Genomic DNA, 13,700 nt, shown 5'->3' on the forward strand with positions numbered 1-13,700 from the left:
GCGGGCGCCGACGAACTACGCGGCGGGAGTCTCCGAGGGAGCAGGCTCCGTGGTCTCGGTGGGCGCCGGCGTCGGCGCCGGCGTCGGGGTCTCCGTGGCGTAGTAGGCGTCGCTGGCGACGGTGAGCACGAACTGCGAGAACTCGCTCGGGTCGTCGAGCGCACCGACGTAGGCCTCGCCGTTCACGACGATCATGGGGGCAGCGGTGAGCACGAGGTCATCGGACCCGACGAGCGGACCCTCGAGAGCACGCGACGTGGCTTCCTTCGCCCAGGTGACGTAGTCCTGGTCCTCGATGCACGACCGGACGCTCTTCACGTTGTCCGAGCCGACCGCACCGGCGATGTCGGCCAGCTGCGCATCCGAGAAGCCGTCGGTGTTCACCTCAGGCTGGTCGTCGAGCAGGTCGTGGTTGAACGCGTAGAACTGCGCGGGCGAGTGCGTCGCGACGCAGGCCGCAGCCGCCGCCGAGCGCAGCGAGTACTTGGTGCCGTTCGAGCTCGCAGTGAGCAGCGCGACCGGGTGGTACGTGACGGTCGCCGCCCCTTCGGAGATCCAGTTGACGAGCTGACGTGCGTTCGCACGCTCGAACTCGCCGGCATCCGGCGACAGGTAGTCGACGTAGATGTGGATGTCGACCGTGCTCGACGTCGTCGGCTCGGGAGTCGGCGTCGCCGCTCCGCCCGCTTCGGTCTCCGACGGGGTCGGGGGTGCGACCGTCTCGTCCGCCATCGCGGATGCGCTGATGTCCGAGACGAGGATGCCGTCGTCGTTCATGCCGCCGGGGGTGAGCTGAGGCTTGGACACCTGCGCCGAGACGGCGAGGGTGATGGCGGTGCCGATGGCGCCCACGGCGACCACGGCGACGGCGCCGAGGATGATCCGTCGCATCACACGCGCCCTCGACTGCTGGGCGTGCACCTTCTGGGCCTTCTCCCGCACAGCCTCACGCGTATTGCGAGGGCTGGGGACGTTCGGCGTCTCGTCGCTCGACATCGTTCCTCTAGACAGTCTCAGGGGGGCAGGGTGGCCCCGGACGCCACTCGGGCGGCGAACGCCGCGAAAGGCGGCCGAGATCGATGTTAACCAGCCAGGCTGAGAAATACCCAGATGGACCGGGTTCTGCCATACTGATTCCGACCCGATGAGGGGTCACGGTGGATAGCTCCGCCGCTCTATCACTACGGATCGTCCGGCACGTACCTGCCGGTGAAGGAGAAACACAATGGCATCTGTGACTTTCGACGAGGCCACCCGCCTCTACCCGGGCGGAACCCGCCCGGCTGTCGACAAGCTCAACCTCGAGGTCGCCGACGGCGAATTCCTCGTCCTCGTCGGCCCGTCCGGCTGCGGAAAGTCCACGTCGCTCCGCATGCTCGCCGGCCTCGAAGAGGTCAATGCCGGCCGCATCCTGATCGGTGACCGCGACGTCACCGACGTGCCGCCGAAGGACCGCGACATCGCGATGGTGTTCCAGAACTACGCGCTGTACCCGCACATGACGGTCGCCGAGAACATGGGCTTCGCGCTCAAGATCGCCGGCATCGGCAAGGAAGAGCGCGCGACCCGCGTGCTCGAGGCCGCGAAGCTCCTCGACCTCGAGGAGTACCTGACCCGCAAGCCGAAGGCGCTCTCGGGCGGTCAGCGTCAGCGTGTCGCCATGGGCCGCGCGATCGTCCGTCAGCCCCAGGTCTTCCTCATGGACGAGCCGCTGTCGAACCTCGACGCCAAGCTCCGCGTCCAGACGCGTACGCAGATCGCTTCGCTGCAGCGTCGTCTCGGCGTCACCACGGTCTACGTCACGCACGACCAGACCGAGGCGCTCACCATGGGCGACCGCATCGCCGTGCTCAAGGACGGCCTGCTCCAGCAGGTCGGAACGCCGCGCGACCTGTACGAGAAGCCCGAGAACGTGTTCGTCGCAGGCTTCATCGGCTCGCCCGCCATGAACCTGTTCAGCGCAGACCTGGCTGAGGGCGGCGTGCGGTTCGGCACCGAGGTCGTCCCGCTCGACCGCGACACGGTCGGCCGTGCCAACGGCTCGCAGGTCACCGTGGGCGTGCGCCCCGAGGACATCACCGTCGGCCCCGCCGACGGCAAGGGCCTCTCGGTCGTCGTCGACCTCGTCGAGGAGCTCGGCGCCGACGGCTACCTCTACGGTCACACCGAGATCAACGGCAAGCGCGCCGACCTGGTCGCCCGTGTCGACGGTCGCAGCCACCCCAACGCGGGTGAGACCGTCACCCTCGCTGCGAACGCAGGCCACGTGCACGCGTTCGACATCGAGTCGGGTGTCCGCCTGAACGACAAGCCGATCGTCTCCGCCTGATCGGATCGACAGACGCGGCGCGGGCTGACTTCGGTCGCCCGCGCCGCTTCTTCTTTTCCGCCCCACCGACTGGAGAGACATGCAGGATGCGCTGCGGATCACCGCGAGCTCGATCGACCCCGGGCTGCTCGCACTCCCCTGGTCGACACCGCTCGCCAAGTGGCCGTCCGAGCTGATCGTCTCGCTTCCGAAAGGCCTCTCGCGCCACCTGGTGCGGTTCGCCGATCTGTCGGGCCAGGTCGTCGCCGTCAAAGAGACGACCGACGAGATGGCGAAGCGCGAGTACGAGATGCTCGGCAACCTCGCCAGACTCGACGTGCCCTGCGTCGACCGGGTCGCCGTGATCGCCGGACGCTCGGATGCCGCCGGCGAGCCACTCGCTGCCGCCCTCGTCACGTCGCACCTGCGGTTCTCCATGCCCTACCGCGCGCTCTTCACACGGGTGCTGCGACCCGACACCGCGAATCGGCTGGTCGATGCGCTCGCGGTGCTCCTGGTGCGTCTGCACAACGTCGGCTTCTACTGGGGAGATGTCTCGCTCTCGAACACGCTCTTCCGTCGAGACGCCGGTGCCTTCGCCGCCTACCTGGTCGACGCCGAGACGGGCGAACTCCATGAGGAGGGCCTGACCGACGGTCAGCGCGCCTACGACCTCGATCTCGCCCGCACCAACATCGCCGGCGAGATCATGGACCTCGCCGCGGGCGGACGGCTGGAGCACGGCGTCGACGCGGTCGCCATCGCCGACGGGATCGTCTCGTCGTACCGCTCGCTGTGGGCCGAGCTGACGGCGCAGGAGTCCTTCGACGTCTCCGAGACCTGGCGCATCACCGAGCGCGTCGAGCGCCTGAACGCTCTCGGCTTCGACATCGATGAGATGTCGATGTCGACGACCTCTGACGGCACCGTCGTCGAGATCCAGCCCAAGGTCGTGGATGCCGGGCACCACCAGCGTCGCCTGATCCGTCTGACCGGCCTCGATGTCGAAGAGAATCAGGCGCGACGCCTGCTCAACGACCTCGACGAGTTCCGTGCGCGCTCGACCAAACAGTGGGCCGATGAAGAGATGTACGCCCACGAATGGCTGACCCGGGTGTTCGAGCCCGTGGTGCGCGCGATTCCGTGGGAACTGCGTGCGAAGCTCGAACCCGCCGAGGTGTTCCACCAGGTGCTCGAGCACCGGTGGTACCTGTCACAGGCCCAGGGACGCTCTGTTCCCCTCGCCGAGGTGCTGACGAGCTACATCAACGAAGTGCTGCGGCATCGTCGCGACGAGGCCACCATCATGGGCCCGCCCACCGAGACGATGAGCCTGCCCGTGGTGACCGGCTCCAATCCGGTCACCGACGACGACGACGAGGTCGATTGGCGCGACCTCGTCTGACGTCAGTAGCCGACGGTGAAGCGGCCGCGGCGGTGCGCCGGGCGCTCGATCTCGTCGATCACGGCGACAGCGAAGTCGGCCCCCGAGATGAAGGACTTTCCGTCGGCATCGCGCACGAGCACGTCTCCGCCGTCACGGTAGTGGCCCGTCCGCTCCCCCTCGGCCCAGGGTCCGAAGACCTCGGCCGGGTGGATGAAGAACCAGTCGAGCGTCTCGTCTGTGTTCTCGAGCAGGGCGAGCGAGTCGATGCCGACCTGCGCCTCGTGCTTGTACTCCTCGGGGAAGTCCAGGTCGAAGAGCCGCGGCCCTTCCGGCGCCACCAGACTCCCGCCTGCGCCGCCCACGACGCCCAGGCGCGTGCTGGTGTCTGCGAGCTCCGTGATGACGTTCGTGAGCGCGTCGAGCACGCGGTCGGTCATGTCGCCACGCGGCGAGAGGGCCGACACCACGGCATCCGCACCGTCGAACGCGCTCGCGAGCGACGAGATCTCGAGCGCGGATCCCTGCACGTACGAGGCGCCCTCGACCGCATCCGCAGGAGTGCTGCGCGAGATCGCGATCACCTCATGCCCGCGGTTCACCGCCTCTGAGACGATGTGGCGGCCGGCGTAGCCTGTTCCTCCGAGGACGACGATGCGAGCCATGTGCTGCTCCCCTACTTCTTCGCGTTGCGGGTGGTCGAGACCTGGTACAGCGCGACCGAAGTCGCGATACCGGCGTTGAGCGACTCGGTCACGGCCGAGATCGGGATCGAGACGATCTGGTCGCAGGTCTCGGCGACGAGGCGCGACAGCCCCTTGCCCTCGGAGCCGGTGACGATCACGACCGGGCGGTCGGCCAACTCCAGCTCGGGCAGCAGCACGTCGCCGCCACCGTCGAGGCCGAGCACGAAGACGCCCTGCTTCTTGAATTCCTTGAGCTGCGTGGTGAGGTTCGTCGCGAGCGCGACGGGAACGCGAGCGGCGGCACCGGCGCTGGTCTTCCAGGCCGCCGAGTTCACGCCGGCCGAGCGGCGCTGCGGCAGGATGATGCCGTGGCCGCCGAAGGCGCCGGTCGAGCGGATGATCGCACCGAGGTTGCGCGGGTCGGTGATGCCGTCGAGAGCCACGAAGAGCGGCACCTCGCCACGATCGATGACGGCCTCGAGAAGATCCTGCGGGTGTGCGTACTCGTACGGCGGCACCTTGACGGCGACGCCCTGGTGCACGCCGTCGTACCCGGCCATGCGGTCGAGCTCCTGACGCGTGACCTCGAGCACCGGGATGCCGCGGTTGGTCGCGAGCGACAGCATCTCCTTCACGCGGTCGTCCATCTCGACGCGCTGCGCGATGTAGAACGCCGACGCGGGGATCTTCGCCCGAAGCGCCTCGAGCACCGAGTTGCGGCCGGTGACGACCTCGACCTCGGTGGTGTTGTCCTTGGCGCGCGCAGAGCGGTTCGGGTTGCCGCCGGCGCTCTGACGCTGCCCCGGCTTGCCCTTCCCGCCTGATGCCGCGTAGCGCTCGGCTGCCGCCTTGCGCTTGCCCGCGGGGTGCCAGGCTCGGTCCTCCGCCTTCGGGGTCGGCCCGCGGCCCTCGAGCGACTTGCGTCCGAGTCCGCCGGTGCCCTTGGTGGGGCCCTTCTTCTTGCCGTTGCTTGCGCCGGGGCGCTGTGGCTTAGCCATCGATACTCCAATGAGTTCCGGCCGGAGAGTCCTCCAGCGTGATTCCTGCGGCGGCGATCGCATCACGGATGCGATCGGCCGCCGCCCAGTCCTTGTCAGCGCGCGCCTGCGCCCGCTGGGTGATCATCGTCTGCACCAGGGCGTCGAGCGCGGATGCCTGCGCACCGCCACCCGATGCCGCACCGACGCGGTCGATCCCGAGCACGTCGAGCATGGCGAGCACCTCCTGCCTCGCGACCGCGGCCTCGTCGAGGTCACCGGCGTCGAGCGCCGCGTTGCCGGCGCGCACAGTCTCGTGCACGACTCCGAGAGCCTGCGGGATGCCGAGGTCGTCATCCATCGCCGTGACGAACGCGTCGGGCAGCGGTGGGCGTTCGGCCCAGCCGAACGTCTTCGGAAGCATGCGCTCGGCGCGCTCGACGAATGTGCGGATGCGCCCGAGCGCCGCCTCCGCCTCCGCCCACGACGACTCCGAGAGGTCGAGGCTCGACCGGTAGTGCGCCGCGGCGAGCGCGTAGCGCACCACCTGCGGATCGTGCTCTGCGAGCACTTCGGACGCGAGGGTGAAGTTGCCGAGCGACTTGGACATCTTCTGTCCGCCGACTGTCACGAGACCGTTGTGCACCCAGTACCGCGCGAAGCCGTCACCGGCCGCGGTCGACTGGGCGAGCTCGTTCTCGTGGTGGGGGAAGCGCAGGTCGAGTCCTCCGCCGTGGATGTCGAACTCGGGCCCGAGGTAGCGCTTCGACATCGCCGAGCACTCGATGTGCCAGCCGGGGCGACCCGCTCCCCAGGGCGACTGCCAGGTGGCATCCGCCTGCTCATCGGGCTTGGAGCCCTTCCAGAGCGCGAAGTCCTGCGGGTTGCGCTTGCCACGGGGGTCGGCATCCTCCGCCGCCTCCATCGCGTCGACCGACTGGTTCGTCAGCGATCCGTAGTCGGCCCACGAGCGCACGTCGAAGTAGACGTCGCCCGAACCGTCGGGCGCGGGGTATGCGTGTCCGCGCTCGATGAGCGTGGTGATGAGCTCCTGCATCTGCGGAACCGATGCGGTCGCGCGGGGCTCGTACGTCGGCGTGAGGATGCCGATCCCGGCATACGCCGCGGTGAACTCCTGCTCCATGCGGTAGGCCAGAGCCCACCAGGGCTCGACGTCGGTCGCGTTCGCGAGCACCTTGTCGTCGATGTCCGTGACGTTGCGCACGAAGGTGACCCTGCCATACCGGTGCGTCAGCCAGCGGCGCAGCAGATCGAAGCTCAGAGCTGCGCGGACGTGCCCGATGTGGGGGCCGGACTGCACGGTGGGTCCGCAGACGTACATCGTGACGTTCTCGGGATCGAGAGGCACGAAGTCGCGCAGCTGCTGTGCGCGGGTGTCGTAGAGGCGGAGAGTCACCGCACAAGCTTACCGGGCGGCCGATCGCGTTGACTGGGTGTGACCCCGTGCCCCACGACCCGCCTCGCCGACTGTCAGTCGACGGGGAACACGCGCCCGGTCTGCACTCCCCGCACGCTCTTCGCGTATGCCTGTCCGACGCGATGCGACGACACGGGCACGCAGCCGGGGAACGACGAGTGATACGACGGCGCATCCTCGAGCACCGACGGGCTCACGGCGTTGATGCGGATGCCGCGCGGCAGCTCGGTGGCCGCCGCGAGCACGAAGGACTCGACAGCGCCGTTCGCGAACGACGCGGCCGCGCCGGTCGCGATGGGCTCACGCGCGAGGATGCCGGAGGTCAGGGTGATCGAACCGCCGTCGCGCACGAAGGGGGTGCCGATGCGCACCACGTCGAGCTGCGACAGCACCTTGCCTCGGAAAGCGGACTCGTAGTCGTCCCGCGTCAGCTCGTCGAGCGGCCGGAAGGGAACCTCCCCCACGGCGACGACCACCGCGTCGACCTGGCCGACAGCCGCGAACAGGCGCTCGATCGAGGCCGGGTCCGTGATGTCCACCGAGGGCTCGCTGCTGCGCGACGCGGCGACGATCTCATGACCGTCCAGCGCGTCGACGGCGGTTCGTCCGACCTGTCCGCCGGCTCCGATGACGAGGATTCTCATGACGTCTCCTTCTCCGCATGCGAAAACCGCACGACGATGTCCGACAACGACGGCGGATGCCGACGCATTCCCCGGTATCGGGTCAGCCCGGATGGACCATGGCGACCGCCGTCACCGCGATGCCCTCGCCCCGACCGGGGAAGCCCAAGCCGTCGGTGGTGGTGGCCGTGACCGAGACCGGCGCGCCGCCGAGCGCGGCTGACAGCACCCGCTCAGCCTCTGCGCGGCGACCGCTGAAGCGCGGTCGGTTGCCCTGGAACTGCACCGACACGTTGCCGATCGCATAGCCCGCCTCGGCCAGAATCTCGCGGGTGCGGGCGAGGAAGACGTCTGCATGGGCGCCGGCGTACTCGGGGTGCGCGGTGCCGAAGTGCTCGCCGATGTCGCCGAGCCCCGCGGCTCCCAGCAGAGCGTCGACCATCGCGTGGGCCACGGCGTCACCATCGGAATGACCGGAGAGGGCTCGCTCGCCGGGCCACTCGATGCCGGCCAACCACAGGTTGCCTTCGCCGCCGAACGCGTGCACGTCCGTGCCGAGTCCCACCCTGGGGCCGGACCACGTCGGTTCCGGCACGGCGACCGGCGCGGGCACGGCGGTCAGCAGATGGCGGGCGCGCTCGAGGCCTGCGGGTGTGGTGATCTTGAATCCTCGAGGGGAGCCGGAGATCTGTCGAACGAGATGCCCGGCGGCCGCGAACAGCGCCGCATCGTCGGTGTACTCGATGGCCGAGGCCGCAGCCGCGTCGTATGCGGCCTCGAGCAGAGCACGCGGGAACCCCTGAGGCGTCTGCGCCGCGGCGAGCTCGGAGCGATCCACCGGCGCGATGACGGCATCCCCGTCGACCCGCTTGAGCGTGTCGACGACCGGCAGCGTCGGGATCACCCCGCTCTCGCCGTCGACGGCCTGCGCCACCGCATCGATGATCTCCGGGGGCGTCAGCGCGCGTGCCGCGTCGTGCACGAGCACTCTCGTGACATCGCCCCAGAGCGCCGCGAGGCCGGCGGCGACCGACTCCTGGCGCGTGTCCCCGCCCGTCACGACCCTGCCGAGATCGGCTCGGTCGCCGGCGGCCGCGCGCAGCTCGGTCTCGGCGTCACCCTCGAATCCGGCAGGGGCGACGACGATGACCTGAGCGGGGGATGCGGCGAACACGCCGTCCAGCGCGTGGCGGAGGATCGAATGCGTGTCGATGCCGACGAACGCCTTGGGCGCGCCGGCGTCCAATCTGGTGCCGGAACCGGCGGCGACGACGATGATCGCGGTGTCAGGGACGGGAAGCATGCTCACCAGGTTCACGTTACCGGCGCCCACGAAAAAAGGCGGATGCCGAAGCACCCGCCTTCTCTCGATCCACTCAGGACGCGAGAACCTCGTCGAGCAGTGCGCTCGCCTTGTCCTCGTCGGTCTTCTCAGCGAGCGCGAGCTCGGAGATGAGGATCTGACGCGCCTTGGCCAGCATCCGCTTCTCACCCGCGGACAGCCCGCGGTCCTGGTCCCGACGCCACAGGTCGCGCACGACCTCGCTCACCTTGATGACATCGCCGGAGGCGAGCTTCTCGAGGTTCGCCTTGTAACGACGCGACCAGTTGGTCGGCTCTTCCGTGAACGGCGCACGGAGCACCTCGAACACAGCGTCGAGGCCCTCTCGTCCGATGACATCGCGGACCCCGACGAGATCGACGTTCTCAGCGGGCACCTCGATGATGAGGTCCCCCTGGGTGACGTTGAGCTTCAGGTATTTCTTCGCCTCACCCTTGATGATGCGCTCCTTGACCTCGATGATGGTCGCAGCGCCATGGTGCGGATAGACGACAGTTTCGCCAACCTCAAAAAGCATAAAAACTTGTCCTTTCGGCAACCTCAAGGATACCACAGGGAGAATGCGCTAAGGTTCGCGCCTCCACGTCCTCAGGCGGCACCCCGCATGCGCATAGAATGGATGCGGATATCCCGTCGGACCTCAGGAGGACCCGTGAAATCGCGCCTTGTTGCGTCTGCCGCCATCAGCGCCCTCGTTCTTCTCGGCGCGACCGGCTGCACGTTCATTACGCCGCAGTCGACGGAGGTCCAGTACTCGGCCTCGGACGGCGTCAACGTCTCGGACTCGGACGGCCCGATCGACGTGCGCAATGCGTTCATCGTCGCGAACGAAGACGGCTCGGTCGGCAACTTCGTCGCCGCCGTCGTGAACCCGACCACGGAGAAGGCGACCCTCACGATGACGATCGACGGGCTCGACCCGTTCACCGTTTCAGTGCCCGCGGGCAAGACCGTCAGCTTCGGCGCCGACGAGGAGCCGCTGCGCATCGACGACCTCGACACGCTTCCCGGTGCGACGATCGAGATCCACTTCCAGTCGGGTGACGGCGCCGGAACCAAGACCGAGGTCCCCGTGCTCGACGGCTCGCTGCCCTACTACGCCGACCTGGTGCCCGCAGCAGAGTCCGAGCCCGAGCCCGGGAAGTCCACCCCCACGCCTGAGCCGGTTCCGTCCGACACGGCCGCCCCCGCTCCGCAGGAGTGATCCGGCGCACACGCTGAAGAAAGAGGCCGTCACCCCCGGGGGTGACGGCCTCTTCCGTGCGGCGGCGGCGCGCGCCGCGTTCGCGTTCAGCCTTCGAAGCGGTACCCGAGGCCACGGACGGTGACGAGCATGACCGGCTCCCCGGGGTTCTCCTCGATCCGGGAGCGGATCCGCTTGATGTGCACGTCGAGCGTCTTGGTGTCGCCGAAGTAGTCGCTGCCCCACACCCGGTCGATGAGCTGGCCGCGCGTGAGCACTCGACCCGAGTTGCGCATGAGCACCTCGAGCAGCTCGAACTCCTTCAGCGGCATGTTGATCTGCTGGCCCGCGACCGAGACCGTGTGGCGGTCGATGTCGAGTGAGACGCGACCGCCGTCGAGCACGCGCTCATCGAGCTCGCTGTCGGCCTGGACCACACGGCGCAGCACCGCCCGCATCCGGGCCAGCAGCTCCCGCGACGAATACGGCTTGGTGACGTAGTCGTCGGCGCCGAGCTCGAGCCCGACGACGATGTCCACCTCCGAGTCCTTCGCCGTGACCATGATGATCGGCACGGCGGAGGTCGAGCGGATCTGCCGGCACACCTCGGTGCCTGGCATCCCCGGCAGCATCAGGTCGAGCAGCACGACGTCGGCGCCGCGCTCTCGGAAGGCGGTCAGCGCGCCGGGTCCGTCCTCGGCGATCTCGACCTCGAACCCCTCTCGGCGCAGCAGATAGGCGAGCGGGTCGGCGAGGTCGGGCTCGTCTTCGACGAGAAGGATGCGGGTCATGCGTTCTCTCCGTTTCGGACGCGAGCCGCGGCCTTGGCCGCCTTGCGCTCACGCTTCTTGTTCTTCTTGTCCCTGTCGATGCTCGGGGGAGCATCGATCGTAGGAAGCCTGATGGTGAAGGTGGATCCTCGTCCTGGTCGCGACCAGAGGCGCACCTCGCCGCCGTGGCGCTGCGTGGCGTGCTTGACGATCGAGAGTCCGAGTCCGGTTCCGCCGGTGCGCCGCGACCTCGCCTCGTCTGCGCGGTAGAAGCGTTCGAAGATGCGCTCTCGGTCCGCCTCCGCGATGCCGATGCCCTGGTCGGACACCGCGACCTCGACGACCCCGTCGTCGGCCTTCACTCCGATGCCGACTCGCGATCCCTTCGGGGAGTACACGATCGCGTTGGCGATGAGGTTGCCGAATGCCTCGATCAGGATCTGCGAGTCACCGCGCACCCAGACTCCCCTGTCGCCTCCGCGAGCGAGCTCGACGCCCGCCGAGTCGGCCTGCACGACGTGCGCCTCGAGGGCGGTCGCCAGCACCTCGTCGATCGACACGGGCCGCACGTCCGACAGCGCATCGTCCGTCTGGAGCCTCGACAGACTCATGATGCGCCCGGTCAGCTGCCCGAGACGGGCTGCCTCGGCGGAGATCCGAGTGGCGAAGTGGCGCACCTGCGCGGGGTCGTCCGCCGCGGACTCGATGGCCTCGGCCAGCAGGGTGACCGCCCCGACGGGAGTCTTGAGCTCGTGGCTGGTGTTGGCGACGAAATCGCGGCGCATCTGGTCGAGACGCTCCTGTTCGGTGACGTCGCGGATGATCAGCAGCGTCATGCGGGGGCTGATCGCGCTCGCGCGCGCCGACACCAGCCGCGGGTCGAGGCTGAGCCCACCGCGGGTGATGCGCAGGGACTCGGTCGCCGAGCTGCCCTCATTCCGCCCTCCCCGCACGAGCTGACGCAGCTCGGGGTTCTCGAGCGGTGCTCCCACCTCGATGCCGAATCGCGTGGCCGCCTTGGAGACGGCCAGCACGAGTCCGGAGGAATCGACCACGCACGCCGCGTCGTCCATGCTGCCCAGCACCGCTGTGACGCCGGCCGGAACGGCCAGTGACGTCTCGTCGGCGACCCTGGCCCTGGCCCGGTACGCCCAAGCCACGAGGAGCGAGAGTCCGACGCCGATCACGAGGCCGACGGCCAACGCGAGCAGCGCGATCTGCGGCAAGGTCATAACCCCAGCGTAGAGTGCGTTCACCGCCGGATCGGCGGGTTCTCCTGCGCTGGCGCGAAGAGGAGAAGTACTATTCACGTGCTGGGCACCGTTCGTTAACCTTCGAAGCAGACAATCGCTTTCGGGCCTGTGCGGGAGCGCGGACCTCTCCTCCCGCGCGGACGACCCAGCCGTCTCGCGCTGTCACCACAGTCGAGACCCGAATGAAAGGTTGCGCCCCCATGCGCGAAGTCTTCCACCAGTCCCTCGAGGACCTGCAGTCCCGTCTCGTGGAGATCGCCGACCTCGTCACGGTCTCGATCGACAAGGCCACCCGTGCGTTCGCCACCAGCGACGTCGAGCTCGCCGAAGAGGTCATCGCCGACGACGCGAAGATCGACGAGCTCGCCGTCAAGCTCGACGAGCAGGCCATCGAGATCCTCGCCCGCCAGCAGCCCGTCGCCCGCGACCTGCGCATCGTCGTGATCGCGCTGCGCGTCAGCGCCTCGCTCGAGCGCATGGGCGACATGTCCGAGCACATCGCCCAGCTCGCCCGCCTCCGTTTCCCGGAGCGCGCGATCCCGAAGGGCCTCAAGGGCACCTTCACCAAGATGGGCGAGCTCGACGTCGAGATCTCGCGCACGCTCTCCGAGCTGCTGCGCACCCAGGACCTGCGCCTGGCCGACACGATCCGCAACACCGACGACGACATCGACGAGCTGCACGCCAGCGTGTTCGAGAAGGTGCTCAGCGACAACTGGAAGGGCGAAGCGACCGCCACGGTCGACGCCACGCTCGCGAGCCGCTATCACGAGCGGTTCGCCGACCACGCGGTCGCCGTAGCCAAGAAGGTCGTGTACCTCGCGACCGGTGACTGGCGAGTCGAAGAAGAGGACATCCCCCTCGCGGCCGAGCAGCAGCGCGAGTTCGGTCACGCCTGAGTCGCGACGAGATACACGAAGGGGGCGGATGCTGACAGCAGCCGCCCCCTTCGTCGTCTTCTTCTACTTCTTGCCCTGCGCAGCCACAGCGGCGGCACCGGCGGCGGCAGCCTCGGGGTCGAGGTACTTGCCCGGACCGGTCGGCACGTTGTTCTCGTCGAGCTCGTAGACCAGCGGGATGCCCGTCGGGATGTTGAGTTCGGCGATGTCGTCGTCGCTGATGCCCTCGAGGTGCTTCACGAGACCGCGCAGCGAGTTGCCGTGAGCCGTGACGAGAACCGTCTTGCCTGCCTCGAGGTCGGGAACGATCGCGTCATCCCAGTACGGCAGCAGGCGGTCGATGACGAGCTTGAGCGACTCCGTGCGCGGCACCTCGCCGTCGATGTCGGCGTAACGCACGTCACCGACCTGGCTGAACTCGCTCTCGTCGTCGAGCACGGGCGGCGGCACGTCGAACGAGCGACGCCACAGCTGGAACTGCTCGGGGCCGAACTCCTCGAGGGTCTGCGCCTTGTCCTTGCCCTGCAGCGCGCCGTAGTGACGCTCGTTGAGGCGCCACGAGCGGGTCACCGGGATCCACAGGCGGTCGGCGGCGTCGAGCGCGATGTTCGCGGTCTGGATGGCGCGGCTGAGCAGCGAGGTGTGCAGCACGTCGGGGAGGATGCCGGCCTCTGCCAGCAGCTCGCCGCCGCGCTGGGCCTCCTTCTTGCCCTGCTCGTTGAGGCGGACGTCCACCCAGCCGGTGAAGAGGTTCAGTTCGTTCCACTCGCTCCGGCCGTGACGGAGCAGGATCAGGGTGCGCTTCGAAGTCATGACGTCAGTTTATCGGCGCAGCTC

At 68.6% G+C, this 13,700-nt stretch carries 14 protein-coding genes; 4 read left to right on the top strand and 10 right to left on the bottom strand.

Features of this window, described 5'->3' with window-relative positions; genetic code table 11:
• Positions 1-15: 15 nt before the first annotated feature.
• The gene (locus ACIP5T_RS15760; RefSeq protein WP_400865472.1) at positions 16-996 is read right to left on the bottom strand and encodes a DsbA family protein; all 981 of its coding nucleotides are present in this window, start codon (positions 994-996) and stop codon (positions 16-18) included.
• A 229-nt stretch (positions 997-1,225) separates the two neighbouring features.
• Between ACIP5T_RS15760 and ACIP5T_RS15765 the strand changes: the two genes are divergently transcribed.
• Positions 1,226-2,329: a sn-glycerol-3-phosphate ABC transporter ATP-binding protein UgpC gene (locus ACIP5T_RS15765; protein WP_311259627.1), complete on the top strand. Its 1,104-nt coding sequence runs from the start codon at positions 1,226-1,228 to the stop codon at positions 2,327-2,329.
• Between the two features lie 79 nt (positions 2,330-2,408).
• The gene (locus tag ACIP5T_RS15770; RefSeq protein ID WP_400865474.1) at positions 2,409-3,713 is read left to right on the top strand and encodes a DUF4032 domain-containing protein; all 1,305 of its coding nucleotides are present in this window, start codon (positions 2,409-2,411) and stop codon (positions 3,711-3,713) included.
• A gap of 2 nt (positions 3,714-3,715) precedes the next feature.
• Here ACIP5T_RS15770 and ACIP5T_RS15775 read toward each other — a convergent pair whose 3' ends face one another.
• The 6 genes from ACIP5T_RS15775 to ACIP5T_RS15800 all read right to left on the bottom strand — a co-directional run bounded on the left by ACIP5T_RS15775 (position 3,716) and on the right by ACIP5T_RS15800 (position 9,275).
• A complete protein-coding gene (locus tag ACIP5T_RS15775; RefSeq protein WP_400865477.1) occupies positions 3,716-4,357 on the bottom strand; it encodes an NAD(P)-dependent oxidoreductase in 642 nt (213 codons plus the stop codon).
• An 11-nt stretch (positions 4,358-4,368) separates the two neighbouring features.
• The gene (rlmB, locus tag ACIP5T_RS15780) at positions 4,369-5,376 is read right to left on the bottom strand and encodes a 23S rRNA (guanosine(2251)-2'-O)-methyltransferase RlmB (protein ID WP_400865479.1); all 1,008 of its coding nucleotides are present in this window, start codon (positions 5,374-5,376) and stop codon (positions 4,369-4,371) included.
• Complete coding sequence (gene cysS, locus ACIP5T_RS15785; protein WP_400865482.1) at positions 5,369-6,772, bottom strand: cysteine--tRNA ligase; 1,404 nt, start codon at positions 6,770-6,772, stop codon at positions 5,369-5,371. The genes rlmB and cysS overlap by 8 nt, the downstream gene beginning before the upstream one ends.
• Positions 6,773-6,846: 74 nt before the next feature.
• Positions 6,847-7,437, bottom strand: coding sequence for a short chain dehydrogenase (locus ACIP5T_RS15790; protein WP_400865485.1), 591 nt, complete (start codon positions 7,435-7,437; stop codon positions 6,847-6,849).
• 82 nt (positions 7,438-7,519) lie between these two features.
• The gene (gene ispD / locus ACIP5T_RS15795) at positions 7,520-8,719 is read right to left on the bottom strand and encodes a 2-C-methyl-D-erythritol 4-phosphate cytidylyltransferase (RefSeq protein WP_400866989.1); all 1,200 of its coding nucleotides are present in this window, start codon (positions 8,717-8,719) and stop codon (positions 7,520-7,522) included.
• Positions 8,720-8,792: 73 nt separating this feature from the next.
• Positions 8,793-9,275, bottom strand: coding sequence for a CarD family transcriptional regulator (locus tag ACIP5T_RS15800; protein WP_042539766.1), 483 nt, complete (start codon positions 9,273-9,275; stop codon positions 8,793-8,795).
• A gap of 135 nt (positions 9,276-9,410) precedes the next feature.
• Between ACIP5T_RS15800 and ACIP5T_RS15805 the strand changes: the two genes are divergently transcribed.
• Complete coding sequence (locus ACIP5T_RS15805) at positions 9,411-9,962, top strand: DNA modification methylase (RefSeq protein WP_400865488.1); 552 nt, start codon at positions 9,411-9,413, stop codon at positions 9,960-9,962.
• 86 nt (positions 9,963-10,048) lie between these two features.
• On the opposite strand, the gene ACIP5T_RS15810 is transcribed toward ACIP5T_RS15805, so the two are convergent.
• Together ACIP5T_RS15810 and ACIP5T_RS15815 are read right to left on the bottom strand one after the other, a co-directional pair.
• Positions 10,049-10,732, bottom strand: a complete 684-nt coding sequence (locus tag ACIP5T_RS15810) for a response regulator (protein WP_400865491.1) — start codon at positions 10,730-10,732, stop codon at positions 10,049-10,051.
• Positions 10,729-11,943 carry a sensor histidine kinase gene (locus ACIP5T_RS15815; RefSeq protein WP_400865494.1) on the bottom strand — a complete coding sequence of 405 codons (1,215 nt, stop codon included), beginning with the start codon at positions 11,941-11,943 and terminating at the stop codon, positions 10,729-10,731. The genes ACIP5T_RS15810 and ACIP5T_RS15815 overlap by 4 nt, the downstream gene beginning before the upstream one ends.
• Positions 11,944-12,164: 221 nt before the next feature.
• Here ACIP5T_RS15815 and phoU point away from each other — a divergent pair, with 221 nt between their 5' ends.
• Entirely contained in the window at positions 12,165-12,863 is a 699-nt protein-coding gene (phoU, locus tag ACIP5T_RS15820; RefSeq protein WP_042539758.1) for a phosphate signaling complex protein PhoU, read from the top strand.
• 63 nt (positions 12,864-12,926) lie between these two features.
• Here phoU and ACIP5T_RS15825 read toward each other — a convergent pair whose 3' ends face one another.
• Positions 12,927-13,676, bottom strand: coding sequence for a phosphoglyceromutase (locus ACIP5T_RS15825; protein ID WP_400865498.1), 750 nt, complete (start codon positions 13,674-13,676; stop codon positions 12,927-12,929).
• Positions 13,677-13,700: the final 24 nt, after the last annotated feature.

The sequence above is a fragment of the Microbacterium sp. NPDC088619 genome (assembly GCF_044752825.1).
Lineage (GTDB): Bacteria > Actinomycetota > Actinomycetes > Actinomycetales > Microbacteriaceae > Microbacterium.